We start from the raw sequence: 25,708 nt of genomic DNA, 5'->3' as shown, positions 1-25,708 counted from the left end.
AAACGGGGCATGAACTATTTTGTAATCGTTGTCAGTATTTTCTGGTTTGGCCGGAGTGTGTACGCGCAGAAAACCGTTTCTGCGGTGCCACTCAGTCCGCGAATTGCGAATTACCAGATTCAGGTCGAGCTCAACACGGCCACGAAGCGGCTGGAGGGCAAAGAGACGCTGGTCTGGAAAAACCCGTCGAACGAATTCGTTCGTGACCTGCAGTTTCATTTGTATCTGAATGCTTTCCGGAACCTGCAATCCACCTTCATGCGGGAATCGGGGGGGCAGTTGCGGGGTGAATTTATTGATAAAAACGACCCGGAGTCCTTCGGATCGATCGATATTGTGTCGATCAAAACCCGCGCCGGAGCCTCGGGTAAAGCCGAAAATCTGACGGGTAATTACCGGTTTATCCAGCCCGACGATGCGAATGCCGACGACAGAACCGTCATCCGCGTACCACTCAGCAAACCGGTTGCGCCCGGCGAGAGCATCACACTCGACATTGCGTTTCGGGCCAAATTGCCTAAAATTTTTGCCCGCACCGGCTACAGCCGCGATTTTTTTCTGATCGGGCAGTGGTTTCCCAAAATCGGGGTGTATGAACCGGCCGGAACCCGCTACGCCACACAAGGCCAATGGAATTGCCATCAATTTCACGCCCATTCGGAGTTCTACGCCGATTTTGGGGTCTACGACGTCGCCATGACCACACCGGCAACCTTCCGCGTTGGTGCGACGGGTCAGTTGAAAAGTGAGCGACGAAATCCGAATGGGACCAAAACCCAGCGTTGGTACGCCGAAGATGTGGTTGATTTCGCCTGGACGGCTTGCCCGGATTTTGACGTGTTTGACGACCGCTGGCGGCACGTTTCGATTCGCGCCCTGATGCAGCCCGAACACGCCGGCCAGGCAAAGCGGCACATCGATGCGGCCAAAGTTGCGCTGGCCTATTTCGATAAAAACCTGGGGCGGTATCCGTTTACCACGCTCACCATCGTGGACCCGCCCGTGTGGGCGCTGGGCGCGTCGGGAATGGAATACCCCACCTTTATCACCGCCGGAACAAGCTGGGGAATGCCCGCCGGGATGCGGCTGCCGGAGCAGGTAACCATCCATGAGTTTGGCCATCAGTACTTTATGCAACTGCTGGCGACCAACGAGTTTGAAGAAGCCTGGATGGACGAGGGCTTCAACCAGTATTACGAAGGCCGGATCATGGACGAAACCTACGGCCCGAAATCGTCAGTGATCGATCTGTTCGGCTACCAGATGGGCAACCTGGAGTTGTCACGCACCTCCTATGTTCACCTCGACCATCCGGCGATTGCCCCTTCGTTTGGTAATGTCTGGCAACTGCCCGACGACTATTACGGCGAACTGACCTACTTCAAACCCGCCACCTGGATGCGGACGCTCGACGGGCTGGTGGGCCGCCCGGTGATGGACGAAATCATGCGGACGTATTTTAACCGGTGGCAATTCAAACACCCCAATGCCGACAACTTCATCGCCATCGTGAATGAGGTCGTTGGCAAACGGCTGGGCAACCGGTTTGGGCCGGATATGAGCTGGTTTTTCGATCAGGTACTCTACGGCAATCAGGTTTGTGACTACGAATTGCACGCCGTACGCAGCACGAAGCAGGGAAGTTCGTACCGATCCGCCATCACGGTATACCGAAAAGGCGACGCACAATTGCCGGTAGAGGTGCTGGTGCATTTCGAGAACGGCCAAGAAGAACTTCTGCACTGGGATGGCAAGGCCCGCTCCCACACCTTTACGCTGACGCAGCCGACCCGCGCCGACTGGGCGAAAGTCGATCCGCAGCAGAAGATCTACATCGATAGTAACCTGAACAACAACAGCTTTACGACCCGTCCACCCGCCAGCCCGGCCGCTAAATACGCGGCTAAATTGATGTTCTGGGCGCAAAACTGGATGCAGTGGCTGGCGTGGCTGGTTTGATTTTAACACGGACTAATGAACGCGACCCTAGTCTTTTTATGTATTGTTTTTGAACCGAAATGCTGATTATTAGTGCCTTACACGTCGTCGTTCGTTCGTGGCGTATGGTTTTGTGGGTGTATTTTGTTCATTTTCTAGTGGGTTTGCTGGTCTTACTCTCGGCCTATGCAACGCTCCGAAGTGAAGCCGGTTCTTCCCTGGCGTATTTGAAATTACTGAATAGCTTCGACTATACGGTTTACAGCGATTTCATGCAAAACAGCGAATCGGCTATCGGCCCGTTGCTGGCTGTCGGGAGTTGGCTGGGCGTTTTGTATCTGATTCTCAGTGTGTTTTTTTCGGGCGGTATGCTGCTGTACGTAGCACCCTCGGCCGAACACCTCCGGCAGGCGTTCCGGCTGAGCTGGTTTCTATCGGCCTGTGTTGAATGCTTCGGGCGGTTTTTTCGGTTATTTCTCGGCATCGCCGGCATCCTGCTGGCGTTGGCCTTTGTCGGTATGTTTTTCGCCGGCTTGCTGGCCTACAGCCTGAGCGATCTGCTGAATGAGCAAAGTATGATTTATCTCCTGATGGCCTGCTTTTTTGTATTTGCCTTCTTCGCGTTGCTGGTGCTTTGCCTGGGAGATTACGCCAGAATTCTGCTTTTTCGTCAGGACGACACTCGCGCATTTCTGGCGTTCCGTCAGGCATTGCGGTTTGTTTTAGCCCATTTTCGAACAATTTTTGGTTATTATCTGCTCCTGATGAGTATAGGAGCGGGTTGTTTTGCTATCTACTTCCTGATCGAGTCCTGGATTGTCACCAGCGGCTGGCTCCCGATTATCCTGCTGTTCATGGTTCAGCAACTCTTCATCTTTTCAAGAGTCGCGCTGAAAGTTTGGACCCTGGCAACCGCCATGCAGGTGATCGTCCACCGTGAAGCGCAACTGACTCCGTATCAACCGATTTAAACCACCGGTCTGGCACTACCTTTGCGGATAAGTTGGTCAAATGTGGCTAAATCGGTAACTTGCCATTCATTCTATTTTCCTAACATCCTTTTACCAAACGAATGCATTCTACAGTTCCTCCCCCGCCAAAGGTATCGTACAAATCCCTGTTTGGCCTTCCGGTCATTGTCGCTGCACTGGGCTACTTTGTCGACATTTACGATTTGTTGCTATTTGGCATTGTCCGCGTTCCGAGCCTCAAAGATCTGGGGTTGAACGACGAGCAGATTTCCCGCGTTGGGGCCAACATTCTGAACTGGCAAATGGGCGGATTGCTCATCGGCGGCATTCTCTGGGGCGTTCTGGGCGACAAACGCGGACGGCTTTCAGTACTTTTCGGTTCCATCATTACGTATTCCATTGCCAACATTGCCTGCGGTTTTATCGACCGCGTGACGTTTATGGACCCGACCGATTATTACGCGGCCATGCGGTTTGTGGCGGGTGTCGGGCTGGCCGGCGAACTGGGCGCGGGCATCACACTCGTTTCCGAAGTGTTGCCCAAACAACTGCGCGCCATCGGCACGTCGCTGGTGGCCGGGGTTGGGTTGTTCGGCGCGGTCGTCGCGTATTTCACCGTCGAGCTGTTCAACTGGCAAAACGCCTTTCTGATCGGTGGTGCCATGGGAATCGGTCTGCTCCTGCTCCGGATCGGAGTCATCGAGTCCGGTATGTTTACGCAGGTGTCTGAACAGAAGCACGTTCAAAAAGGCAATTTCTTCGCATTTTTTACCAACTGGGAGCGGTTTTCAAAATACATGAAATGCATCGGCATCGGACTGCCAACCTGGTTTGTGATCGGTATTCTCGCGACGTTCAGCAACGAATTTGGTCTGGCGTTTGGCATCGCCGAACCGGTTAAACCGGGTCTGACCATCATGTGGTGTTACATTGGCCTGGCCATTGGTGACCTGGCGAGTGGTGTCATCAGTCAGGGCCTCAAATCGCGCAAGCAGGCGGTTTCACTGTTGATGGGCTTCACTCTGATTGTCAGCCTGATTTACGTGTATGTGGCACCGAAAACCGTCATGGGGCTTTACATGTATTTTCTGGCGATGGGCTTCGGCATCGGCTACTGGGCCATGTTTGTCACCATCGGAGCCGAGCAATTTGGTACGAATCTCCGGGCCACAGCTGCTACCACCGTGCCGAACATGGTGCGCGGAACGGTTATTCTGATGACCAGCCTGTACGCGTATCTCAAACCGTCCCTCGACATCGTCAATGCGGGCGTCGCTGTGGGAATCATCAGCTTTGCGATCGGCTTTTACTCCATCCTCACCATTCCCGAAACGCACGGGAAAGATCTTAATTACCTGGAGGAGTAAGGGACACGTTGTTAAAAATGATGAATGTAAAATGAGTAACGCTAAATGTAAAAGGGGTTCAGAAGCACCCAGCCTACTTTTACATTTAGCGTTGCTCATTTTACATTCATCATTCATTTAAAATTAAACCATTCTCCTTCTTCCTCTGGCATGGCTTCTTCTTCGCCTTCCGTAACCTACCGCCCGCTGTTTACATTGCCGGTTATTGTGGCCGCTCTGGGCTATTTCGTGGATGTCTACGATCTGTTGCTGTTCAACATCGTTCGCGTGCCGAGTCTGAAAGATTTGGGGCTCGACGAAAAACAGGTGTCGGTCATCGGGGGAACGGTTTTGAACTGGCAGCAGGCCGGGTTGTTGCTGGGCGGTGTTTTCTGGGGTATTCTGGGCGATAAGCGGGGGCGGCTTTCGGTGCTCTTCGGGTCCATCATTACCTATTCACTCGCCAACATTGCCTGCGGTTTTGTGCAGGACGCGGATACGTATGCGGTTTTGCGGTTTGTGGCCGGGCTGGGGCTGGCCGGCGAATTGGGCGCGGGCATTACGCTCGTTTCCGAAATCCTACCGAAAGAACTCCGGGGCTACGGCACCTCACTGATCGCGGGTGTGGGTCTTTTTGGGGCCGTGGTGGCATATTTCACCGTCGTGCTGTTCGACTGGCGGACAACGTATTTCATCGGGGGTGGCCTGGGCCTGCTGTTGTTGCTGTTGCGCGTGTCGGTTTTCGAGTCGGGAATGTTTCTCAAAATCAAGGAGCAAACCGTCCGGCGCGGTAATTTCTGGTCGCTGTTCTCCAACCAAAAACGCTTTCTGACCTACCTGCGGTGTATGGGGCTGGCCGTTCCGACCTACTTTGTAATCGGCATCCTGGCCACCTTCAGCAACGAGTTCGGGAAAGCCCTGGGCATTGCCGAGCCCATCACGCCGGGTCGAACCGTCATGTTCACGTATATCGGTATGGCGGTAGGCGATTTGATCAGCGGGGCATTGAGCCAGTGGTTTCGGTCCCGCCGACGGGCCATTGGGGCGTTGATGACGATGAATCTCGTGTTTGTAGGCATTTATCTCTTTGGCGGTATTTCGTCCGTCCCGCTGTTTTATGCCGTTTGCGTAGGGCTGGGATTCTCGATTGGTTATATCGCCCTGTTTTTAACCGTTTCGGCCGAACATTTTGGTACCAACCTGCGCGCCACCGCCACAACCTCCATTGCAAACAACGTCCGGGCTACCACATTAGTAACGATTCCACTCTTTCAATCGCTCAAACTTTCGGTTGGTGTGATTGGTGCAGCCGCCCTGGTTGGATTGCTTTGTTTTATGATTAGTTTCTGGTCTTTGGTGACATTAGATGAAACATATGGCAAGGATTTAAACTACATTGAAGATTAATACCGTTGTATTCTATAAATTATCTATATAAATAATATATTTACGATTAACTGGATATTCTATGTAATATACGCTCTACTCTGTTCCTATTATGCTTCCTGCTAAGACCGATTCCATTTACTTTAAAGGGTTTAATGGTATTCGTTTTATTGCTGCATCGGCTGTCATTATTCATCATATTGAAGAATACAAATCGGTCTTTTTTCTTCGTATTGATAATTTGAATGACCGGCCGGTCATTTACCAACTTGGTAAATTTGGTGTTGCTTTATTCTTCGTCCTGAGTGGTTTTTTAATTACATATTTATTACTGGCTGAAAAGCAGAAAACCGGTACGGTCGATATTGCCAAATTCTATCTGCGACGGATGCTTCGCATCTGGCCGCTGTATTTCCTGATCGTTCTGCTCAGCTTCTTTGTTTTTCCTGCTATTGGCCTTCTTCAGATGCCAATCTGGTCAGAAACCACTTTTCATCACTTTTACGAAAAACTAACACTCTATTTACTCGTTCTGCCCAACCTCGTCGTAGGTCTTTACGAGCCCATGCCGCTCTCCGGGCACGTCTGGTCGATCGGGGTCGAGGAGCAGTTTTATTTGTTCTGGCCCTGGCTAGTATTGAGCCGTCATTTCAAAAGAACACTGGTTATAATCGGAGCGGTCGGCCTGGTTTTGGCGGGCATTTTTTTCTATTTCCGGTTTGTTCTTAATCCGTATCACATTGCTAAAGAGCAAACCCATCCGGCTTTGTTTTTTATATCGATGTTTATGGCACAATTCAGAATTGGCTGCATGGCCATTGGTGGATTAGGCGCTTATTTCGTTTATAAAAATCATTTCGTTTTAAAAGTTTTACATCGAAAGTCAGTTCAGATTATCATGTATTTATTTTTAATTGCTTTTATAGCAACCGGTTTCCGGGTACCGGGAATTAATTATGAATTTTACGCTATATTCTTTTGTTTTTTATTGATTAATCTGGCGTCTAATCCGCAATCCATTGTGCAGTTCGAAAACCCGTTGATGAAGTTCATGGGAAGCATTTCGTACGGGCTGTACATCTACCATCCGGTTGCGATAACCCTGGTGCTTAATCTGCTTGCCGGTCGACGTGCCAACCCCGGGCTCCTCCATTCTTTCCTGTTCAATTTGCAGGCGTATGCATTGATACTCTTGCTCACGATTCTGTTATCGTACCTTTCTTATATGTACTTTGAGAAACCTTTCCTGCGTTTGAAAGACCGGTTTATGGTGGGGGCTTCCCCGGATCACCGTACGGCTGTTTCGAGCTTTGAAGTGCCGGTAATCAAGTAAGTTCAGGGCCTTTTCGGCAGTTCTTCCCGACTTACAACCACTCATCCTTTTTTTCTGCCGTTTTTCCCGGCCGTCGGTGCCAGCCTGTGTGTGGTGTTGTCTTTGGTCTGCAATTGAACAGTAAGCAACAAATACGAACACACATGAAAAAGCTCATTCGCCCCCTTGGTGCCCTTCTGTTGGGTGCCTTTCTCCTGGTCGGCCCGTCCTCCTTCGCCCAGGCAACTACCGGAGACAAGCCCTTTGTAGCCGCCACCTATCCATCGGCTAACCCGCTGAAGTTGTGGGTGACTATTCAGAAAAATGATCCCAAAAGTAAAATCATTGTCCGGTTGCGCGATCAGAACAACCGGGTCCTCTTTGCGCAAACCATGCCCAGAAATCTGGATAAATACCGCCAGCGGTTTGACATGAGTGAAATGGCCGACGGAGCTTATACGTTCCAGATCACCAACGGTGATGAAACGATCGAAAAAGCTTTTCAATTAAAGTCGTCCGGAATTCAGCAGCGTTCGACGCAGCGGCTACTGACGGTCGTGCCGGTTGTGGAGCCGCAGACGGGGATGTAGAGCAATTATTCGATCATTCACTTAGTGAGGCTGTGCCCAGGAGGTGTAGGTCAGCGGATTAACCTGGCGTCTGATCAGTTGGGTTGATTTTTCGTCGTACTCGGCCATACCGCCCCGTTGCAGGGTATATTTCTTCATTTCGCCCAGCATGCCTGAATAGTGAATGACGAAGTTAGCCAGGCCTTGTTCCACCACGACCCGCACTTTTTTGTCTTTTCGTGCTACGAAAATTCGGGCTTTTTGTGCTTCAGTCACCACGTGGTCGGCAGTATGAATCAGCAAACGGAAACCGATGGGCTGTTCTGCCACGTCAACAATCGCTTCGCCATCGAGCCAGATGCTGCGGTTCGGGCCTGACCAGTCGGAAGAAACCGTTAAGGTTGAGTTTTTATTGAGGATGACGGACGAATGATCTGTTAATTCCACCCGCATGGATTGATCGGCTCCGGATTGGTAGATGACATCGGCGGGCAACTGGGCTTCCCGCAGGAACCGGATGCCAAGTCCAAAAGCAATAATACACCCAATCCAGATCGCAATGCGGGCAATCTGACGCCAAACTGTGCGGTATAAAGGAGGCTCGGATTCTATGGGCAAGTCTTTGGTTTGTCGGGCAATACCCATCCACATCTGCTGCCAGTCGGGCGATTCGACCCCGGAAACCGACGGATTGCTCCATTGTTTCCGCATCAATCCGCGCAAGCGTGATTCGTTGTCCGGGTTCTGCAACCAGCCAATGACCCACTGCTCTTCTTCAGGGCTGCATTCATTCCGGACGTATTTAACCAGCAATTCCTCCATTCTAATGATAGAATGAGTGAATGAGCGAATGAGTGAATAAAAAGCAGGATCTTTGATCTATTCACTCATTCGCTCATTCACTCATTTAGTAGGTATGTCGTTGAAAATAACTGCCCAGCGTGTCGTAAGCCTGGGCCAGATGATCTTCGATTGTTCGGGTGGAGAGGTTCATGCGATCCGCGATTTGCTGCGACGTATATCCTTCGTGTCGGCTGAGCAAGTAGATTTCACGCCGACGCGGGGGAAGTTGCCCAACGGCCTGTTGATACAGTAATTCCAGTTCCTGATACAGCACTTGCTCCTCGGTATCGGTGCCGGACTGCGTGGTCAATCGCTGGAGAATTTCCTGCGGCTGGCATTGGCTGTGCCGTTCGCGAAAAGTCGAAAGCACGAGTCCGTAGGTCATGGTAAACAAATAACCGTTCAGGGGGATGTCTTCATCAAGCGTACTGCGTCGTTCCCAAAGCGTAGTAAAGACGTCACGCACAATCTGTTGAGCGGTTTCCGGTGATTTTAGAAAGCTTACTGTGAAATAATAAATCCGTTGAACGTACCGATCGTAGACCCGCCTGAAGGCAGTCGGGTCGGCGTTCCGCAGTTGTCGGAGAAGGGTTTGTTCAGCTTGCATCCTAATACACGTTTTTTTTAAGCAGCCTGATTGTTCTTAGTTATCAGACGCAGAACTCCACTGGCTCGTCAACAAACTTCGAATGCTCTGGTCACGGATTTGCGCTCTGGCGTTAGTGAGAATCTCCCGGCAGACCAAAGTAATACCTGCCGTCTGTGAAGACACGGGGAGGGTATTATCTATTCTGATCGTACAGATTGAGAGGGTAAATATACACAGAATTGTCAGAAATGCAGAAAATGGGATTACCGTTAAGTAAACCGTTGCTGTGGAGGATCGTTCCATCAGTACAGAGAAAATCAGATTAGTTCAGGGCGTGGTTAACGGGTTTGAACTTACTAAATTTTTCGGTATTCTTTACACTTTTACCAAAAAAACCGCCTAGTTTTAGCGGTTTTTGTCCTATTTCGAGTCATAAACGAACCACACGCATGAATTTACAGGAATTTACGGATCAAATCCGTCAACGCCTAGGTACCGACAGTGGGTTAGATGCCACCGTTAAACTGGCTACCGATCAGGGTGTTATCTACATCGATGGCCGACAGGTGCCGGCCGTTGTTTCCAACGAAGACACCGACGCAGATTGCACCATTAAGGTGTCACTGAGTGATTTACAAAAATTAGGCACCGGTGATCTGAACCCCATGACCGCGTTTATGTTCGGTAAACTCAAGGTCCAGGGCGATATGGGTCTGGCCATGAAAATTGGTCAAAAACTGAGCTAACGGCTCGGTCGTTCTCCCTGTTTCACTCCCTAAACCTAAACCCGTATGAAATTTACCTCCCTTTCCCGCCGGAAATTCATTCAGGGCAGTGCCCTGGCTGCCGCCGGTTTTACGATTGTACCCCGTCACGTGCTGGGCGGTTCCGGCTTTACGGCTCCCAGCGATAAGCTCAACATCGCGGCCGTGGGTTGTGGTGGTAAAGCGGATGTAAACATTCGGATGGCCTATAACAACGGCTCGGACAACATGGTCGCGCTGTGTGATGTCGACGACCGGCAGGCAAAGAAGTTCCGCGCCCAGTTTCCCAAGGCCCCGTATTTCAAAGATTACCGCCAATTATTCGACAAGGAAGCGAAGAATTTCGAAGCCGTGATTATCTCGACACCCGACCACATGCACGCGCCGATTGCGATGGCCGCCATGCAGTTGGGCAAACACGTGTATTGCGAAAAACCGCTGACGCACGATATTTACGAAGCCCGGATGCTGACCGAAGCGGCCCGGAAATACAAGGTCGTGACGCAAATGGGCAATCAGGGCAGCAGCGGTGATGATACACGCAAGATAGAAACCTGGATTCAGAAAGGGGCCATCGGGCACGTTCATACCGTCAACTGCTGGACCAACCGCCCGGTGTGGCCGCAGGGTGTTCGGTCGCCAAAAGACAAAGGCGAGTCGCAACCGGTTCCGTCGGAGGTCGACTGGGATTTGTGGCTCGGCACGGCCCCTGCGCGCGACTACCACGAAGCCTACATGCCGACCCGCTGGCGGGGCTATTGGGACTTCGGTACGGGCGCACTCGGCGACATGGGTTGCCACTTCATGGATGTACCGTTCCGGGCGTTGAAACTGAAATACCCGACTTCGGTGGAGTGTAGTGTGGGTTCGGTCTATTCTGATTTCTTCAAAGAAGCGTTTTACGACGATGTTTGTCCCCCCTCGTCGGCGATTCACCTGACCTTTCCGTCGGACGACAGGAAGGTAAAAGAAATCAAGTTTTCGTGGTACGATGGCGGGATTCGTCCGCAAGTACCGGACGGCATTCCGTACGAGAAAGTGTTTACGAACATCGACGGCGGCATGATGTTCATCGGTAGCAAAGGCATTCTGGTTGCCGAGCTGTTTGGGAACAATCCGCGTTTGTTTCCGGAAGAAAAATTTGGCGACAAAAAAATGCCGGATGCCGAAAAACCGCTGGTCGAGGGCAAAACCGACGGCCACCAGCAGCAATGGGTCAAAGCCTGCAAGCAAGGCTACGGGGCCTATACGAGCTCGTCGTTCGATGAATCCGGCCCGCTGACCGAAACCGTTCTGATGGGGAACCTGGCGACACGTAGTTATTTGTACCGGGAACCGAAAACCGGTGGAGGCTTCACTTTCCCGGGCCGTAAGAAGCTGTTGTGGGACGGCGTAAACATGAAAATTACCAACTTCGATTACGCCAACCAGTTTGTGAAACGGCAATACCGGGGTAATTATTCGTTGTAACACCCTGACAGCGGTCGGAGACCCTGTCAGCGGTGGATTTTACAGCTTTACTACTGCTGGGTCGGAAACCCTGTTAGCGGTGGATTTTATAGCTTTACTACTGCTCGATCGGAGATCCTGTCAGCGGTGGCTGCGCGGATACCGCTGACAGGGTCTTCGACCGCTGTCAGGGTATCCGCGCAGCCACCGCTTCAATCTCAATCAGAAAACCGTAGTGCAGTTCTTTCGTTGGCACCACGGCGCGGGCGGGTTTGTGATCGCCGAAAAAATCCGCGTAAACCGCGTTGACCTGGTCCCAGAGCGAAATGTCGGCGATGTAAACCGTCGTTTTCAGGACGTGGGCCAGATCGCTCCCGGCGGCTTCCAGAATGGCTTTGACATTTTCCAGCACCTGCCGGGTTTGTAGGTCGATCGGGCCGGTGAATTTCTCCTTCGTGACGGGATGAATGGGCAATTGACCGGATACGAAAATCAGGTCGTTCCAGACCGTGGCCTGGGCATAATGCCCGGCAGGAAGCGGAGCGTTGGGGGTTTCGACGGATGAAATCATGGTGTAGAGGATAGAGGATAGACAAGAGAGTGAAGACAAAGTGCTGGTAGCCAGCTTAGTTTGTCTTTATTCTCTTGTCTATCCTCTTTATTCCAATTCTTTTAAATACAATTGAATGGTATTTTCTAGGCCCAGATACAGTGCGTCGCTGATGAGCGCATGACCAATGGATACTTCGAGCAAACCGGGGATGTTCTGGTGAAAATACCGCAGGTTTTCCAGACTTAAGTCGTGACCTGCGTTGAGACCCAATCCCAATTCGTTGGCAAGTTTGGCCGCCTGAACAAAGGGAGCGATGGCGGCTTCCCGGTTTTCGGCGTAGTGAGCCGCATAGGGTTCGGTATACAATTCGATCCGGTCGGTGCCGACTTCTTTAGCCCCCTGCACCATCTGCTCATCGGCATCCACGAAGATCGAAACCCGGATTCCCAGGTCTTTAAACCGCTTGACCAGATCCGTCAGGTAATCCCGGTGCAAAACCGTATTCCAGCCCGCGTTGGACGTAATGGCGTCGACCGCATCGGGAACCAGCGTCACCTGCTCGGGCCGCACGCGCGTCACCAGTTCAATAAACCGCTCGTCGGGATTGCCTTCAATATTAAATTCGGTCGTGACTACCTCTTTCAACTGCAACACATCGTTGTAGCGGATGTGCCGTTCGTCGGGGCGTGGATGCACCGTTATGCCCTGCGCTCCGAACCGTTCGCAATCGAGGGCCACATTGACCACATTCGGATTATTGCCACCCCGCGAATTCCGTAGCGTGGCAATTTTATTGATATTAACACTCAAACGAGTCATTTTTTAGGGAAGAGTTATCAGTTAAGAGTTATGAGGTGCAAACAAGCCCATCCTGTTTTCGTAACTTTGCCAAACAGTCATTGGTTCCGGAGTTAAAGTAACTCTTAACTCATAACTTTTAATTATTAACTGACATATGGCGCTGAAACAACAAATCGATGCTGACATCAAGGAGGCTATGAAAGCCCGGGAGCAGGATCGGTTGCGGGCTTTGCGGGCGATTAAGTCGCTGATTTTACTGGAAGAAACCAAAGACGGTTCGGCCGGGGGCGACATCAAGCCCGAAGATGAACTGAAACTGCTGACCAAAGCCGTGAAACAGCGGAGGGATTCGGCCGATATTTACCGGACGCAGGGCCGCGACGATCTTTTGCAGGCCGAACTGGCAGAAATCGCCATCATCGAACATTATTTACCCCAACAGCTCTCGGAAACCGAACTGAAAACCCGCGTGCAGGACATCATCGCCCGCGTTGGTGCCACCGGGCCGTCGGATTTGGGAAAAGTAATGGGCGTGGCTACCAAAGAACTGGCGGGTCAGGCCGAAGGGAAAGCCATTTCAGCGTTGGTAAAGAATTTGCTGACTGCTTAAATGGTTGTGAATGGTTTTGATGGTTATCATGGTTAAAAATGGTTGGATGGTTAAAACTACGACGAGCCATTTAACCATTTTCCACCCATTCAACCATCAAAACCATTTTTCAGCCCTTTAACCATCAAAGCCATCCAACCATTTAACAATTGAAAATTCTCGACATCATCATTCTGATTACGTTGCTCTATGGCGCGTTCAATGGCTACCGAAAGGGTTTGCTGGTGGAAATTGTGGCCATTGTGGCGTTTATCGTGGCGATGATCGTCGGATTCAAGTTTCTGGGTTTCGGCATTGACCTGCTGGCACCGTACATCAGCATGGAAGTGGCCCGGCGGTTATTGCCGTGGCTGGGCTTTTCCATTATTTTTTTTCCGACTGTTTTTCTGATCAACCGCATCGGTTTTTCCCTGCGCCAGTCGCTTAAATACACGCTTCTGGGAACGTTCGACAGTTTAGCCGGAGCGGCCGTCGGAATTTTTACCTGGGTTTTCGGAATTAGTGTAATGCTCTGGTTGTTAACGTGGATGGGAATCCGTATGCCTGTGAAACACACGCAGGAAACGTATCTGTATCCGGTCGTAAAACCCATCGCACCCATCGTGATGGATGTAACCTCCGGCTGGATTCCCGTAGGAACGAACTGGATTCGAAAACAAAAGGAAGAATTCTCACGCAACTGGTCCGACGACAACACCGATTCGGAAGACTCCGGCGTGGAAAGACCGCATAAAAAAGGATGATTACGACGAAGCAGGATATACGCAAGCTCAGTGACGACCAACTGAAAACCTGGCTGACCAGCCACGGCGAGCAGGGTTTTCGGGCGAAACAAATTCAGGAATGGCTCTGGAAACATTCGGTACGCACGTTTGAGGAAATGACCAACCTGTCGCTGAAAACGCGGCAATTGCTGGCCGAACATTTTGAAGTGCGGGCGCTGGCGGTCTCGAAACAGCAGCAAAGTGCCGACGGTACCATCAAATCGTCGTTCCGGCTTTTCGACGGCAATCTGGTAGAGGGCGTGCTAATTCCGTCGTTGCGGAAAAGCGAAGACGACCGGATGACGGCCTGCATTTCGTCGCAGGTGGGGTGTTCGCTGACCTGCAAATTCTGCGCAACGGGCTACATGGACCGCAAACGCAACCTGGAAGCCAGCGAAATGGTGGATCAGGTGGTGGCCATCGACCAGCAGGCGAAAGAAGCCTACGGAACCGGTCTGACCAACATTGTCTACATGGGCATGGGCGAACCACTGCTCAATTATGCCAACATGCTGGAGTCGGTCGAGCGGATTACGTCGCCCAACGGCCTGGGCATGGCGGCCAAACGGATTACAGTTTCGACCGCCGGAATTGCCAAAATGATTAAAAAACTGGGGGACGATCAGGTGAAATTCAACCTGGCGCTTTCGCTTCATGCTGCCAACGACGAAAAGCGCAACCAGATTATGCCCATCAACGAGAGCAATTCGCTGCCCGCACTGGCCGAAGCGCTGACGCATTTCTACCAGAAAACCGGTACGCGGGTTACGTTTGAATACATCGTTTTCAACAACGTCAACGATACGCTGGAGGACGCCAAGGAGCTGTGGCAATTCACGAAGAAAGTACCGGCCAAAGTCAACATCATCGAGTACAATCCGATTTCGGAAGCCGATTATAAAAATACCGACCCCCAGACACTCGACCGGTTCGCCGGTTTTCTGGAAGACCGGGGCGTCATCGTCAACATTCGGCGGAGCCGGGGCAAAGACATCGATGCCGCCTGCGGACAATTGGCCGGTAAACAGTAAGTTAACGCCAACTATGAGATGATGCACTTGCTTAAGTGCCAGCGGCACGCCTGGAACTCTCAGAATACCGATTTGCTATTAACATCGGACCCCTCTGGGGTCAGTAATCTCACAGTTTGCGTTAACTTATTCATACCTTTCAGGTTTTGCGATTTCAATGAAGGGTATCACTTTAGCCAGACCTGCCAGGTTTTCAAAACCTGGCAGGTCTATTGCTTAACATTTAGGTAACATTGTGGTCAAAAGTTTACCGTACTTTTGAGCTAAATTGATTTGTTGAGTTTTTACTAAGACTCAGTTTCACAGACTTGTATCTGCATGTTCGGATTAGAAACGGATATTTTTATCCTCCTCGCACTTTGTCTCTTCGCTGCCTGCGCTTTTGAATTTGTCAATGGATTCCACGATACGGCCAATGCCGTGGCTACGGTTATTTATACGAACTCCCTGAAACCCAACGTTGCAGTTGTTTGGTCGGGCATCTGCAACTTTGTGGGTGTGTTGCTGGGCGGTATCGGCGTGGCCATGGGAATTGTCAATCTCCTGCCCGTCGAATTGCTGGTCGACCAGAATGTGTACCACAGCATTGCGATGGTTTTGGCGCTCTTATTTAGTGCGATTATCTGGAACCTGGGAACCTGGTATTTCGGTCTGCCCAGTTCGAGTTCACACACCCTCATTGGCTCGATTTTGGGGGTTGGACTGGCTTTTTCAACGATGGGCCGCGCTGGTGAGCCCGGAGGGGTCAACTGGGAGGAGGCCGAAAAAATCGGGAAAGCCCTGCTGCTGTCTCCCCTGATCGGTTTTAGCCTTGCCATCATCCTGATGTTTCTGTTGCGCCGGTTGGTGGGGAATAAAGAACTTTTTAAAGAACCCAAGAAAAATACACCCCCGCCCACCTGGATTCGTTCCATCCTGATCATTACCTGTACGGGCGTTAGTTTTTTCCACGGTTCGAACGACGGACAGAAAGGCGTCGGGCTGATCATGCTGATTCTGATTGGGATTACACCCGCTTATTTTGCCCTCAACAACACCATTGAACCAACCACGATGCGCGGAAATCTGGTCCAGATTTCACAAATCGTCAACAAAATTGATACCACGGGGCTGTCTGACACCGATCGGGGCCGGGTGGCGGGCACAAAAGCAGAAATTGTTGATTTGCAGCGCGTGATCAGCCTTCCGCTGGTCGACGGGAAGTTCAAAGCCGAAGAGCGGTTGCAGATTCGCCGGGACTTGCTGCTGATCAACAACAACGTCAAAAAGTTGATCGAAAGCGAAGATGTCGACCTGAGTGCAACCGACATCAACACGCTAACGACCAACCTGAATGAAAAAGTAGGCTTGCGCCGGTTTACGGATTATGCTCCGCTTTGGGTCATTCTCATGATCGCCCTATCGCTCGGTTTGGGTACGATGGTAGGCTGGAAGCGGATTGTGGTTACGATTGGAGAAAAAATCGGGAAGCAACATTTGACGTATGCTCAGGGTGCCTCGGCGGAGTTGGTGGCCGCTACCACCATCGCTCTGGCAACGCTTTACAAAGCGCCGGTCAGCACGACTCACATGCTGTCGTCGGGGATTGCCGGGAGTATGGTGGCCAGCAAAGGGATCAAGAACCTGCAGGGCGGAACGGTTCGGAACATTGCCCTCGCCTGGCTGATGACGCTGCCGGTTTCCATTACACTGTCGTTCACCCTTTACCTGCTTTTCCGCTGGATATTGGACTAAGATCTACGACAGCCAGGTTAGTTTCTCTTTCGGAATATCCTGCTCAATAGCTTCCCGCACTTTATTGATCAGGGCGTCAACCGATTCCGCTTCGCTATATTGCAAGGGCGGTTTGAAGCGTACACTCAACTGCGTATTTCGCTTTTTAATCCGCAACCCCTTCTTGTCGAAGGCCCGCCGAAAACCGTTGATCACCACCGGAATTACAATTGGATTGTTGTTTTTGAGAATGTGCGCCGTGCCTTTCCGGATCGGCGCGTAGGGGCTTGTGGTGCCCTGCGGAAAACTGATCACCCAGCCGTGTTCGAGGGCGGCAGCAATCCGGTCATTCGCTGTCGTATCGACTTCCCGTTTCACATCCTGCCCCTTCGCCCGCCAGGAACGCTCGACCTGAATGGCTCCTCCCAACGAAAAAATACGCGGTACTAAACCGCCTTTCATGGTTTCGCTGGCGGCCACATAATAGTTGCGGACACGGGGCCAGAACAGATACACGGGCGGCACAATCGTGTTGGTAAACCCCCATTTGACGCTACAGAAAATGTGGTAAAACGCAATGACATCGGCAAAATACGTCTGATGGTTGGAAAGAAATACCACGTTGTTGATTGGTAAATCCTTCAAATGCTCGGTTCCCTCTATGGTCAGCTTGTTATAAACCGTGTACCGAAAGTAGGTGATCCAGCCGACGATGGCAATCATGATTCGTTTGATAAACAACGAGTTACCGAATGGGTCTCTTTCGAAAACCCCCAAAAAATCCAGCCTGTCAAGCGGTTTTGGTAAAAAGCTGTAGCGGGTTGGTTTTTTCTCCGTCATCATGCAAAGCGTTGGCAGGGTTGAATAGGTACTAAAGCGACAAAAGCAAGGCAATGTTTTCGGTATAAAGTACTAAAAGATCCATGATTTTAACTAATTCTGAACAAAATGCCCCGGGTCATTAATCCATTGCCGCCGACGCCTGTCCAAGCATCAGATTGCGAAACCAACCAGCCCTTTTAAGATCAGAACGGAAGCGACCGGTTTGCCATCGAACAACCAACCAATCTTTTGATCGACCATGAAACGATTTACACTGGCAGCACTCGCTGCGCTGACCTTCTTTCTCATTCAAACGGCATCGGCTCAGGTTCAGGTCGGCTTTCGGGCAGGGGCCAATTGGGGAGCGGTTTCCAAACCCGAATTTTTAGACAGTTTTTCACCCACGTTCCGCCTGTCGCCCGGCCCAACCGGCGCGTTGTTCCTCGAAGTTCCGGTGAGTGACCGTGTAAGCATCCGCCCCGAAATTTCGTACGTACAGAAAGGATTTTTGGTCGACGAAGGCTTTGATCTGTCGATAGGCAACTGGGATTTGCCACTGGGTGCCCGCGTTGCCTACCAGACGCGGTATGTGGAGCTGCCGGTTTTGGCCAAAATCAACCTGAACGAAGGACCGGTTCAAGTCTACATGCTGGCGGGAGCTGCCGCCGGTTATGCGGTCAACGGTCGGATTCGCACCCGGACCAGCGGTATTTTCCGGAGCCAGCCCATCGACGTCGACATGAATATGAGTACGTTGGGCTATAACCGCTGGGATTTCAGTGCCATTGGCGGACTGGGTTTCAGCATCGACGCCGGACGGGGCAAATTCTTTGCCGAAACCCGGTATGAGCACGGTTTTTCGCGGCAATATGATCTGCCCTTCCTTCAGCTTCCCATCCGCAACCGCGGACTCAGCGCATCGATCGGCTATTCGTTCGCGATAGGGCAGTGAAGGAATAATGAGCTAATATCGAATAATGAATACTGAATAACGAACATTGAATTAGGGAAATGGCAAAGTGATGAACACTTCGATGTTCGTTATTCAATATTCATTATTCGATATTAATTCAATACAAGACAGTTTGTGTGTGTTTAAGGGTTAGAGTTGAATTGGAAAAGCCCGGTGCGTTTGCGCCGGGCTTTTTTGCGATAGTTCAAAAGTGTTTCAGTTTAAAGAACGCCTTTCACAAAGCCGAGTACACTGTCCAACTGGCCCTTCACGGCGGGTTCAGCCGCTTTTGCGGCTACGCCCCCTTTACTCAGTTTCGAGAGGCCGCCGAGGGCCGTCGTGATGAGTGAATTGCCCGTACTGGCACTGCTTCCGCCCAGCGCGGAAAGGCCGGTTTTAACCAGATTCAGGTTGCTGGTCAGTCCGGTGACTTTCGAGAGCAGGTTCCCGCCCCCCATGAGTTTTTCAACCTGACTGGCACCCAACGCCATTTTGGCGAGGCTCACCGCTTTCTGCAAAATATCGCCTTTCAGCAAACCGCTTTGCGCCAGCGGAATCAACTTTTTCAGATTCCCAACCTGCCCCAGCAATTTGTCTTTCAGACTTCCGGTGCTGCTTTTGGCTTCGGTTTCCAGGGCCGTAGTGCCAGCCTGCAACGCTTTTGCGGTTCCGGCCTTATCGCCTTTTGCATTTGCTTCCACAGCTTTGTCGAGCAGGGTTGCCGTTGAGTCGGAGCTGATTTGAAGCATTGTGGTGGCACCCCGGGCTGGTATTGCTGCCGATGCTGCGGTTGGCGCATAGCTGATGGCTGCGATCGAAGTCGCAAAACAGAAAAGGATTTTCTTCATAGTAGCATGGTTTTTAGCGTTTCTTCCAAGCGAATTGGGCATACCTGATAGACCCGCAGAAAGTTAATGCTTTTACAAACATGAAAGGCAGGTGAACTTCGTTTAGTTTTTTGGAAAACCGGTCGCTGGGCGTACACTTTTGTCCGCATTTGAACAGGGATTGTCCGGCTTCGTACACTTGAAAAGCAAGTGTAAATTCTTATTCTATGATTATCAATTAGTTATAAAATTGGTATTGCCTTGGCACGGCGTTGGCATTATAGATCATCGAACAGGAAACAACAACGCTAAGACATAAACAACACAATACTAAACAACAAATATCATGATGAATTTACTGAGTAACCTGATTTGCACCGCTATCCTGAGTACTACCCCAGTTGACAACGGGACGGCTCCCAAAACCCTTTCGTTCGATGCCAGCGCCTACGTGACCATCAACAACCAAATCCGGGTGGCGGTCGAAAAAACCGCCCTGGAACCAGTGGTCGTTCTGTTGCGTGACAAAAACAACCGCGTGATGTTTCAGCAGTTTGTGGGCAAAAAAGAACAGAAGTACGCCGTCAAACTGAACGTTGCGGAACTGCCCGATGGCCAGTATGAACTGGAAGTAAAATCGAAAGAAGGCAGCATCGTGAAAGAAGTGAACCTGGGTTCGGAACCGGTTGAAGCGCCGACGCGACTGGTGGTCATGAACTAAGGACTTCAAATGTCTTAATCATAAAAAAGGCCAGGTTGATCCTGGCCTTTTTTATGCGTCACTGTACGTACTTTTTTCGATCATTCGCCTGGCGATCCACCATCCAGCCCGGATATTCGGGAGCCAGTTTGCTGATGTCATCCAGTTTTTTCAGGTCATCGGCACTCAGAACGACGTCGATTGCTTTGAGGTTGTCTTCCAGTTGTTCCGGTTTTTTGGCTCCGATGATAACCGTAGTTACAGCGGGTTGGTGCAACAGCCACGCGAGCGCGATCTGGGCTACCGAAACGCCTTTTTCTTCGGCCATCGGCTCCATCACGTCCAGGATATCGTACGCTTTTTCCTTGTTGACCGGCGGAAAATCAAAATTCACCCGGCGGGAATCTTCCGGTTGTTTGTTACGACCGTATTTGCCGCTCAGCAAACCGCCCGCCAGCGGGCTCCAGACCATCAGGCCCACGTTCTGATCCAGCAGCAGCGGAACGATCTCACGCTCCAGATCCCGGCCCGCAATGGTGTAATACGCTTGCAGGGACACGAATTTGGCCAGATCCTTGTGTTCAGAATACGACAACGCTTTCATCAAATGCCAGGCCGCCAGGTTGCTGCAACCGATGTAGCGGACTTTCCCACTCTTCACCAGATCGTCCAACGCCCGGAGCGTTTCTTCCAGCGGAGTCAGAAAATCGAAACCGTGAATCTGGTAGAGGTCGATGTAGTCGGTGTTCAGTCGGCGCAGACTTTCCTCGGCCTGCTGTACAATGTGTTTCCGGCTCAGGCCGATCTGGTTGGGTCCTTCGCCCATTTTACCCCGGACTTTGGTGGCAATGACCAGATCATCGCGGTTGAGACCGAGGTTTCGAATGGCCTGGCCCGTAAGCTGTTCCGACACGCCTTCGGCATAGACATTGGCGGTGTCGATAAAATTAATGCCCGCATCGACGGAGCGTTTCAGAAGCTGATTGACCGGTTCCTGCTCCAGTTTTCCAATGGCCGCCCACATGCCCGTGCCGCTTCCGCCGAAGGTCATGGTGCCTAAACAAAGCTCGGAAACCAGTAATCCGGTGTTTCCCAGAAGATTGTATTTCATAGTGTGTGATGATTTTGGGTTTGTCGGTACCGCTTCAGGCTGCTTTGGGAAGCGTTATACCGTTCATTCTAACAAAACCGGTTGCAATTCGTTTCATTGAACAAATGATGTTATTGTTATGCGCCCGATTGTCATGTTCCTCGTTTTTAGTTTTTCCGCTGGTGTCTGTTTGGGACAAAGCGATACCGTTCGGCAAAAACCGCAACAACTCCCGACCACGATTGCGCCCGTGGTGACGCCTTCGAACAGCGCGCCCTTGACCAGCCCGGCTGCCGAACCTTTATCAACGCCGGGCAAGGTCATCAGTCCGCGCGAGGGAAGAGGCAAACGCAAGGTCAGAGTCGTTCCGCCGAGCGATCCCAATGCCTTTGGCGTGGGCGCAACCCTGGAAAAACGCGATACCACCCGGCGGAAGGATAATTAATCTAGTGATTTTGCAAGCTAATCGAACCACCTGCTTGCAGCTTCAACGTCACAAAACCGGGTTCTGCGCGTTCAACGGTCGCCTTTTGTGACATCTTGATAACGTAGGTATTGAAAGGCAGTTTTAGGCGTACTGTTCCGCCTTGGTCGGTTTTTACCGTAATCTCTTTCACGCTTCCGGCACGTTTTTGAGCACTGACCAGAAAAGCCCCTTCCGTTCTTAAATCCGTAAAACCGACGTCTTGCCAGTTGGCGGGAATGGCCGGAAAAATTTCGATCAAACCGGCGTAACTCTGGATCAGCATTTCCTGTAAACCGGCAGCAAACGCAAAGTTTCCTTCCAGCGTGAACGGGCGGTACGTAAACTTCGATTTTCCGGATTTGGTCTGATCGCCGTTCAGGTGAAACGAATTAACCGAACAAAAGGCCGAGGCAAAGGTATGCAGGGCTTCGGCGGCTCCCGATCCGTCTTTCGCCCGCGCTTTTAGACTGCCCAGCCAGGCGTAGGAATACCCGCACCACCAATCCGGCCCGACGCGGTCGAGCAACGCCAGTGAATTCCGAATAATCTGCTGCGACTTTTCGCCATCTTCCCACCGAATCAGGCCCAGTGGATGAATCGCCATGAGGTGCGAAAAATGGCGGTGGGATTCATTGTAGGGCAAACTGGCGGCAAACATCAGTTCGTTCCGGTCGCTCAACGCAAAATCACCAAACTGGTTTTGAATGGTCTGCCAATGCCGGGCGTCCGCTTCGTTGCCCAAAGCCGTCGCCATTTCGGTTGCGGATTTAAACACAAACTTCATGAGAGACAGATCGTAGTTGGTATTGGTGGGAAACCAGGCTTCCAGTTTATTATCCTTGATTTCCGGACTCGAACTGATGGGCAGTTTACGTTTCCCTTTTTCATCCAGAACCGTTAGTTTTTCCAGGTGCTGCGCCACGCCTTTCAGCCACGGATAGGCTTTCTGGCGCAGAAAAACCGCATCGTTGCTATACCGCCACTGTAAATAATAATGCTGCGCCAGCCAGGCCGAAACTGTGGGCGAGAGCGAATACTGAATCCAGCCGCCCATTTCCTTGCCCGTCAGTGTGGTGACGCCCGGTACGGCAATCCCGTCGGTTCCGAAAAACCGCTTCGTGTAGTCGCGATAGGTCGGCAGATTCTCTTCCAGGTGATTAATGTACCCGATGCTTTCTTCCAGATGATTCCCGCTGTAGCTCGGCCAGTAACTCAGTTGCGTGTTCAGATCATGGTGGTAATCGCCTTTCCAGGGCGGAATCCGGCCGTTGTCGGCCGTCCAGACGGCTTGCAGGGAAATCGGTGGGGCATCGGCGCGGGCGGTGGCGCCAAACTTGTAGGTTTCCAGATACCATTGTTTTTGCAGCAAGGAATCCGGCACCTGAACCGACGATTTCGACCAGAACCGCTGCCACCAGCTTCGGTGCGAAGCCAGATCTGTGGCAAAAGTTCGGGTTGTAGACGCGGTTTTTGCTAAACTGCCGGTTTTGGTTTTTTCGGGATAGGCCGATGCAATGGTCCAGGTTCCTTCCAGCGTGCTGCCTTTCTGCGTCCATTGCACCGTGACGTCGTACGAAAAACCGCCCCAGCCGGTCTGGTGATACGTAACCTTGTTTTTTTGCGGCAAAACGGTTCCTTGTGAATACCCTAAACGAACCAGATCGTCGCCATCAACCACGGCATTTTCCGCTTTTTCCTGAATCGATTTTCCGTAAGCCGGTGGAATGAGTTCCAGCGCAAAGTGGGCCGGGATCTTCTCGAAACGAAACCAGCCAACCGGTTCCGTCGCGTGGACGAACGAACGCAAAACCGCTCCGTTCTGCCAGGTCACTTCCGCAACGGCCTCCTGAATGAGTAGTCGGGCCGACTGCACCGAACCGAGGGCGGCCGTGTTGAATTCGAGAGCCGCCCCCGGAATTTTGGTCGGACCGGGTTCTTCATCATACGGTTTATCGAAATACTGCTGAACGATCTTGTAGTCTTTTTTCATGACCTGCCCCAGAACCCATTTATAGCTGAATTCGGGGCGGTCGAGTCCGCGCATCGGGCGCAAATCCCACAGATCCACCCGATCCAGCGAAAACCGGAGACGGTCGTTTTTCTGCCAGATCAGCGCGCCCAGAACCCCGTTGCCCAACGGCAGCGCTTCATCCCAGCGGGTGGGGAGTTGCGAAAACCGGAGATCCTGCGGGCTGACTTTGAGCGATTGTGCGGTGGTCGGCTGAGGGCCTAACAGAAACCAGCAGGCAATTCCTGTCAAAAATGAACGAATTTGATTCGCACGGATGGTCGTCGTAATCATAAAAGGGTAGAGGGCGGTATTTTACGGAAGGCAAGGTCTACAGGCGTACGCAAAAAAGCAAATGAGATGAAAGAAGTGAGACGAAAGAATAAAGACCAGTTGGCGGGTAGCGAATGATCTTTATTCTTTCGTCTTTTCTCTTTACTCCCGGCTGCGTATCTTGCCGTCCAACAAAACCTATTCCCATGAACCGATTTAAAAATTTCCGCTTCGGCACTCTACGCGACTATGTCCCCTTTACGATTCTGATTGCTCTTCATTTAGTCGTGAACCAGGCTGCTCAGGCCCAAACCGGCTCGTTGGCAGATGTTAGTTTTATGGAAGGCCGCTGGAAAGGGACTTTCAACGGCGGGCCGATCGATGCCGCCTGGGCTGCTCCGCAGGGCGACAACCTGGCCGGTTTTATGCGCATGATGAAAGACAACAAAGTGACGATGTATGAACTGTTGATTTTTGAGCAAACCGAAAAAGGACCGATCGTGCTGGTCAAACATTTCAAACCGGGTTTGATCGGTTCCGAAGAAAAAGACGTATCGGACCGGTATTCGTTCATCGAGGCCAAAAAGAACCAGGCCTTATTTGAGAAATCAGACGGCTCGATCCGGATTATCTACGAAAAACGCTCGGACAACCAACTGGTGATTCAACGCGGCAATCAAAAGGACGGCAAGTGGGTTTTCGCCGATTTGTTTGTGTTTGACCGGGTTCGGTGAGGAACTCGGCCAAGGGCCGGGGTGTTGTGACGTGAAGCCCAATGCTGAGCAACACCCCCTGCATGAAAAAAGTCTTGAAAAGAATGGCCCTGATTCTCGTTTCCCTCCTCATTCTCCTGGTTATTGCCGCCGTTGCGTTTGTAAACTTTGCTCCCCAGTTCGGCGAAAACCCGGCGGGTGAGCGGCTGAAACGCATGCAGGCTTCCCCCAATTTTAAAGACGGTACGTTTCAGAATCTGGTGCCGACCAGCCTCGATATGTCGGCGGGGAAAATGGTGTCGGCTACCTGGAAAATGCTGACGGGCGTGCCGGGAGCCGAGCCGACTGATACCATCCAAACCGTCCCGTTCGATCAGGCGGTTTTTGAAGGCAATGGCGGACCCGAGCAGGTCGCCATTAGCTGGTTCGGGCATTCATCTTTGTTGATTCGGATTCAGGGGAAAACCTTGCTGACCGACCCGGTTTTTAGCGAACGGGCGTCGTTTGCGTCCTTCAGTGGCCCAAAGCGGTTTCCCTTTGATCATTACATGAATGTGGATGAACTGCCGCCGGTAGACGCCGTTGTGTTGTCGCACGACCATTACGATCACCTGGATTACGAGACTTTTACAAAGCTGAAGGGAAAAGTCAGCCGGTTTTTCGTGCCGCTGGGCGTGGGGGCGCATCTGGAAAAATGGGGGATTGCGCCCGATCAGATTACGGAACTGGACTGGCATGAATCCACTAAATTCGGTGATCTGACGCTGGTGTGTGCCCCGGCGCGGCATTTCTCCGGGCGTAGCCTGACCAACCGAAACGGCACGTTATGGTGTTCGTGGGCGTTGCTGGGAACGCAGAAACGGGTGTATTACGGGGGCGATACGGGCTATTATCCGGGTCTGAAAACCATCGGCGAGAAATACGGCCCGTTCGACATTGCTTTGCTGGAATGTGGTGCCTACAACGAAGACTGGATCGATATTCACATGATGCCGGAACAAACGGCTCAGGCTCAACTGGATGTCAAAGGCGACCTGTTGATTCCGATTCACTGGGGAAAATTCAATCTGGCCCTGCACACCTGGCGCGATCCGATTCAGCGGTTGATGAAAAAGTCGGCCGAACTGGGCACCAAAGTCGCCACGCCCCGGATTGGCGAAGTGGTCGTTCTGGGTTCGACGGTTCCGACCGGGCGGTGGTGGGAAACCATGCCGTAGC

25 protein-coding genes are annotated in these 25,708 nt (G+C 51.6%); 17 read left to right on the top strand and 8 right to left on the bottom strand.

The features are described from left to right. Window positions 1–9: 9 nt before the first annotated feature. From F0P93_RS13910 to F0P93_RS13885, 6 genes are all read left to right on the top strand, one after another. Window positions 10–1,959 (top strand): M1 family metallopeptidase, encoded by a 1,950-nt coding sequence (locus F0P93_RS13910; RefSeq protein WP_150877004.1) that lies wholly within the window; start codon window positions 10–12, stop codon window positions 1,957–1,959. A gap of 59 nt (window positions 1,960–2,018) precedes the next feature. After that, entirely contained in the window at window positions 2,019–2,909 is an 891-nt protein-coding gene (locus tag F0P93_RS13905) for a hypothetical protein (protein ID WP_150877003.1), read from the top strand. A gap of 101 nt (window positions 2,910–3,010) precedes the next feature. Continuing rightward, complete coding sequence (locus tag F0P93_RS13900; RefSeq protein ID WP_150877002.1) at window positions 3,011–4,276, top strand: MFS transporter; 1,266 nt, start codon at window positions 3,011–3,013, stop codon at window positions 4,274–4,276. Window positions 4,277–4,426: 150 nt separating this feature from the next. Next, on the top strand, window positions 4,427–5,662 hold the full coding sequence (locus tag F0P93_RS13895; protein WP_150877001.1) for an MFS transporter: 1,236 nt from the start codon (window positions 4,427–4,429) through the stop codon (window positions 5,660–5,662). Window positions 5,663–5,753: 91 nt separating this feature from the next. After that, on the top strand, window positions 5,754–6,974 hold the full coding sequence (locus F0P93_RS13890; RefSeq protein WP_150877000.1) for an acyltransferase family protein: 1,221 nt from the start codon (window positions 5,754–5,756) through the stop codon (window positions 6,972–6,974). A gap of 143 nt (window positions 6,975–7,117) precedes the next feature. Beyond that, entirely contained in the window at window positions 7,118–7,543 is a 426-nt protein-coding gene (locus F0P93_RS13885) for a T9SS type A sorting domain-containing protein (RefSeq protein ID WP_150876999.1), read from the top strand. Window positions 7,544–7,564: 21 nt separating this feature from the next. Here the strand turns inward: F0P93_RS13885 and F0P93_RS13880 are convergent, their stop codons facing one another. Together F0P93_RS13880 and F0P93_RS13875 are read right to left on the bottom strand one after the other, a co-directional pair. Next, window positions 7,565–8,344 (bottom strand): FecR domain-containing protein, encoded by a 780-nt coding sequence (locus F0P93_RS13880; RefSeq protein ID WP_150876998.1) that lies wholly within the window; start codon window positions 8,342–8,344, stop codon window positions 7,565–7,567. Window positions 8,345–8,429: 85 nt separating this feature from the next. Further along, the gene (locus F0P93_RS13875; protein WP_150876997.1) at window positions 8,430–8,972 is read right to left on the bottom strand and encodes an RNA polymerase sigma-70 factor; all 543 of its coding nucleotides are present in this window, start codon (window positions 8,970–8,972) and stop codon (window positions 8,430–8,432) included. 431 nt (window positions 8,973–9,403) lie between these two features. On the opposite strand from F0P93_RS13875, the gene F0P93_RS13870 reads away from it, so the two are divergent. Then, on the top strand, window positions 9,404–9,700 hold the full coding sequence (locus tag F0P93_RS13870) for an SCP2 sterol-binding domain-containing protein (RefSeq protein ID WP_150876996.1): 297 nt from the start codon (window positions 9,404–9,406) through the stop codon (window positions 9,698–9,700). A 45-nt stretch (window positions 9,701–9,745) separates the two neighbouring features. After that, a complete protein-coding gene (locus tag F0P93_RS13865; protein WP_150876995.1) occupies window positions 9,746–11,188 on the top strand; it encodes a Gfo/Idh/MocA family protein in 1,443 nt (480 codons plus the stop codon). Window positions 11,189–11,354: 166 nt separating this feature from the next. Here the strand turns inward: F0P93_RS13865 and F0P93_RS13860 are convergent, their stop codons facing one another. Next, window positions 11,355–11,738 carry a RidA family protein gene (locus F0P93_RS13860; protein WP_191908812.1) on the bottom strand — a complete coding sequence of 128 codons (384 nt, stop codon included), beginning with the start codon at window positions 11,736–11,738 and terminating at the stop codon, window positions 11,355–11,357. 87 nt (window positions 11,739–11,825) lie between these two features. After that, a complete protein-coding gene (locus tag F0P93_RS13855; protein WP_150876994.1) occupies window positions 11,826–12,539 on the bottom strand; it encodes a pyridoxine 5'-phosphate synthase in 714 nt (237 codons plus the stop codon). 136 nt (window positions 12,540–12,675) lie between these two features. On the opposite strand from F0P93_RS13855, the gene F0P93_RS13850 reads away from it, so the two are divergent. The 4 genes from F0P93_RS13850 to F0P93_RS13835 all read left to right on the top strand — a co-directional run bounded on the left by F0P93_RS13850 (window position 12,676) and on the right by F0P93_RS13835 (window position 16,660). Next, complete coding sequence (locus tag F0P93_RS13850; RefSeq protein WP_150876993.1) at window positions 12,676–13,131, top strand: GatB/YqeY domain-containing protein; 456 nt, start codon at window positions 12,676–12,678, stop codon at window positions 13,129–13,131. A 149-nt stretch (window positions 13,132–13,280) separates the two neighbouring features. Further along, window positions 13,281–13,874 carry a CvpA family protein gene (locus F0P93_RS13845; protein WP_191908811.1) on the top strand — a complete coding sequence of 198 codons (594 nt, stop codon included), beginning with the start codon at window positions 13,281–13,283 and terminating at the stop codon, window positions 13,872–13,874. Continuing rightward, window positions 13,871–14,926: a dual-specificity RNA methyltransferase RlmN gene (rlmN, locus tag F0P93_RS13840; protein WP_150876992.1), complete on the top strand. Its 1,056-nt coding sequence runs from the start codon at window positions 13,871–13,873 to the stop codon at window positions 14,924–14,926. Before F0P93_RS13845 ends, rlmN begins: the two co-directional genes overlap by 4 nt. 318 nt (window positions 14,927–15,244) lie before the next feature. Further along, window positions 15,245–16,660 carry an inorganic phosphate transporter gene (locus tag F0P93_RS13835; protein ID WP_150876991.1) on the top strand — a complete coding sequence of 472 codons (1,416 nt, stop codon included), beginning with the start codon at window positions 15,245–15,247 and terminating at the stop codon, window positions 16,658–16,660. Window positions 16,661–16,663: 3 nt separating this feature from the next. Here F0P93_RS13835 and F0P93_RS13830 read toward each other — a convergent pair whose 3' ends face one another. Beyond that, window positions 16,664–17,479, bottom strand: coding sequence for a lysophospholipid acyltransferase family protein (locus F0P93_RS13830; protein WP_150876990.1), 816 nt, complete (start codon window positions 17,477–17,479; stop codon window positions 16,664–16,666). Between the two features lie 241 nt (window positions 17,480–17,720). On the opposite strand from F0P93_RS13830, the gene F0P93_RS13825 reads away from it, so the two are divergent. Then, complete coding sequence (locus F0P93_RS13825) at window positions 17,721–18,413, top strand: porin family protein (protein WP_150876989.1); 693 nt, start codon at window positions 17,721–17,723, stop codon at window positions 18,411–18,413. A gap of 221 nt (window positions 18,414–18,634) precedes the next feature. Here the strand turns inward: F0P93_RS13825 and F0P93_RS13820 are convergent, their stop codons facing one another. Beyond that, window positions 18,635–19,261, bottom strand: coding sequence for a hypothetical protein (locus F0P93_RS13820; RefSeq protein WP_150876988.1), 627 nt, complete (start codon window positions 19,259–19,261; stop codon window positions 18,635–18,637). Between the two features lie 325 nt (window positions 19,262–19,586). Between F0P93_RS13820 and F0P93_RS13815 the strand changes: the two genes are divergently transcribed. Next, window positions 19,587–19,961, top strand: a complete 375-nt coding sequence (locus F0P93_RS13815) for a DUF3244 domain-containing protein (RefSeq protein ID WP_138994691.1) — start codon at window positions 19,587–19,589, stop codon at window positions 19,959–19,961. Window positions 19,962–20,019: 58 nt separating this feature from the next. Here F0P93_RS13815 and F0P93_RS13810 read toward each other — a convergent pair whose 3' ends face one another. After that, complete coding sequence (locus F0P93_RS13810; protein WP_150876987.1) at window positions 20,020–21,051, bottom strand: aldo/keto reductase; 1,032 nt, start codon at window positions 21,049–21,051, stop codon at window positions 20,020–20,022. 118 nt (window positions 21,052–21,169) lie between these two features. On the opposite strand from F0P93_RS13810, the gene F0P93_RS13805 reads away from it, so the two are divergent. Beyond that, window positions 21,170–21,475 (top strand): hypothetical protein, encoded by a 306-nt coding sequence (locus tag F0P93_RS13805; protein ID WP_138994692.1) that lies wholly within the window; start codon window positions 21,170–21,172, stop codon window positions 21,473–21,475. 1 nt (window position 21,476) lies between these two features. On the opposite strand, the gene F0P93_RS13800 is transcribed toward F0P93_RS13805, so the two are convergent. Further along, window positions 21,477–23,798 (bottom strand): glycosyl hydrolase family 95 catalytic domain-containing protein, encoded by a 2,322-nt coding sequence (locus F0P93_RS13800; RefSeq protein WP_150876986.1) that lies wholly within the window; start codon window positions 23,796–23,798, stop codon window positions 21,477–21,479. A gap of 185 nt (window positions 23,799–23,983) precedes the next feature. Between F0P93_RS13800 and F0P93_RS13795 the strand changes: the two genes are divergently transcribed. Continuing rightward, window positions 23,984–24,511: a DUF6265 family protein gene (locus F0P93_RS13795; protein ID WP_225309485.1), complete on the top strand. Its 528-nt coding sequence runs from the start codon at window positions 23,984–23,986 to the stop codon at window positions 24,509–24,511. 62 nt (window positions 24,512–24,573) lie between these two features. After that, on the top strand, window positions 24,574–25,707 hold the full coding sequence (locus F0P93_RS13790) for an MBL fold metallo-hydrolase (RefSeq protein ID WP_150876985.1): 1,134 nt from the start codon (window positions 24,574–24,576) through the stop codon (window positions 25,705–25,707). The last annotated feature ends 1 nt before the right edge of the window (window position 25,708 follow it).

Source organism: Larkinella humicola, assembly GCF_008727875.1.
GTDB classification, from domain to species: Bacteria; Bacteroidota; Bacteroidia; order Cytophagales; family Spirosomataceae; genus Larkinella; species Larkinella humicola.
Note: the sequence above shows the minus strand (reverse complement) of the source record. Positions and strands in the feature narration are given on the sequence as shown.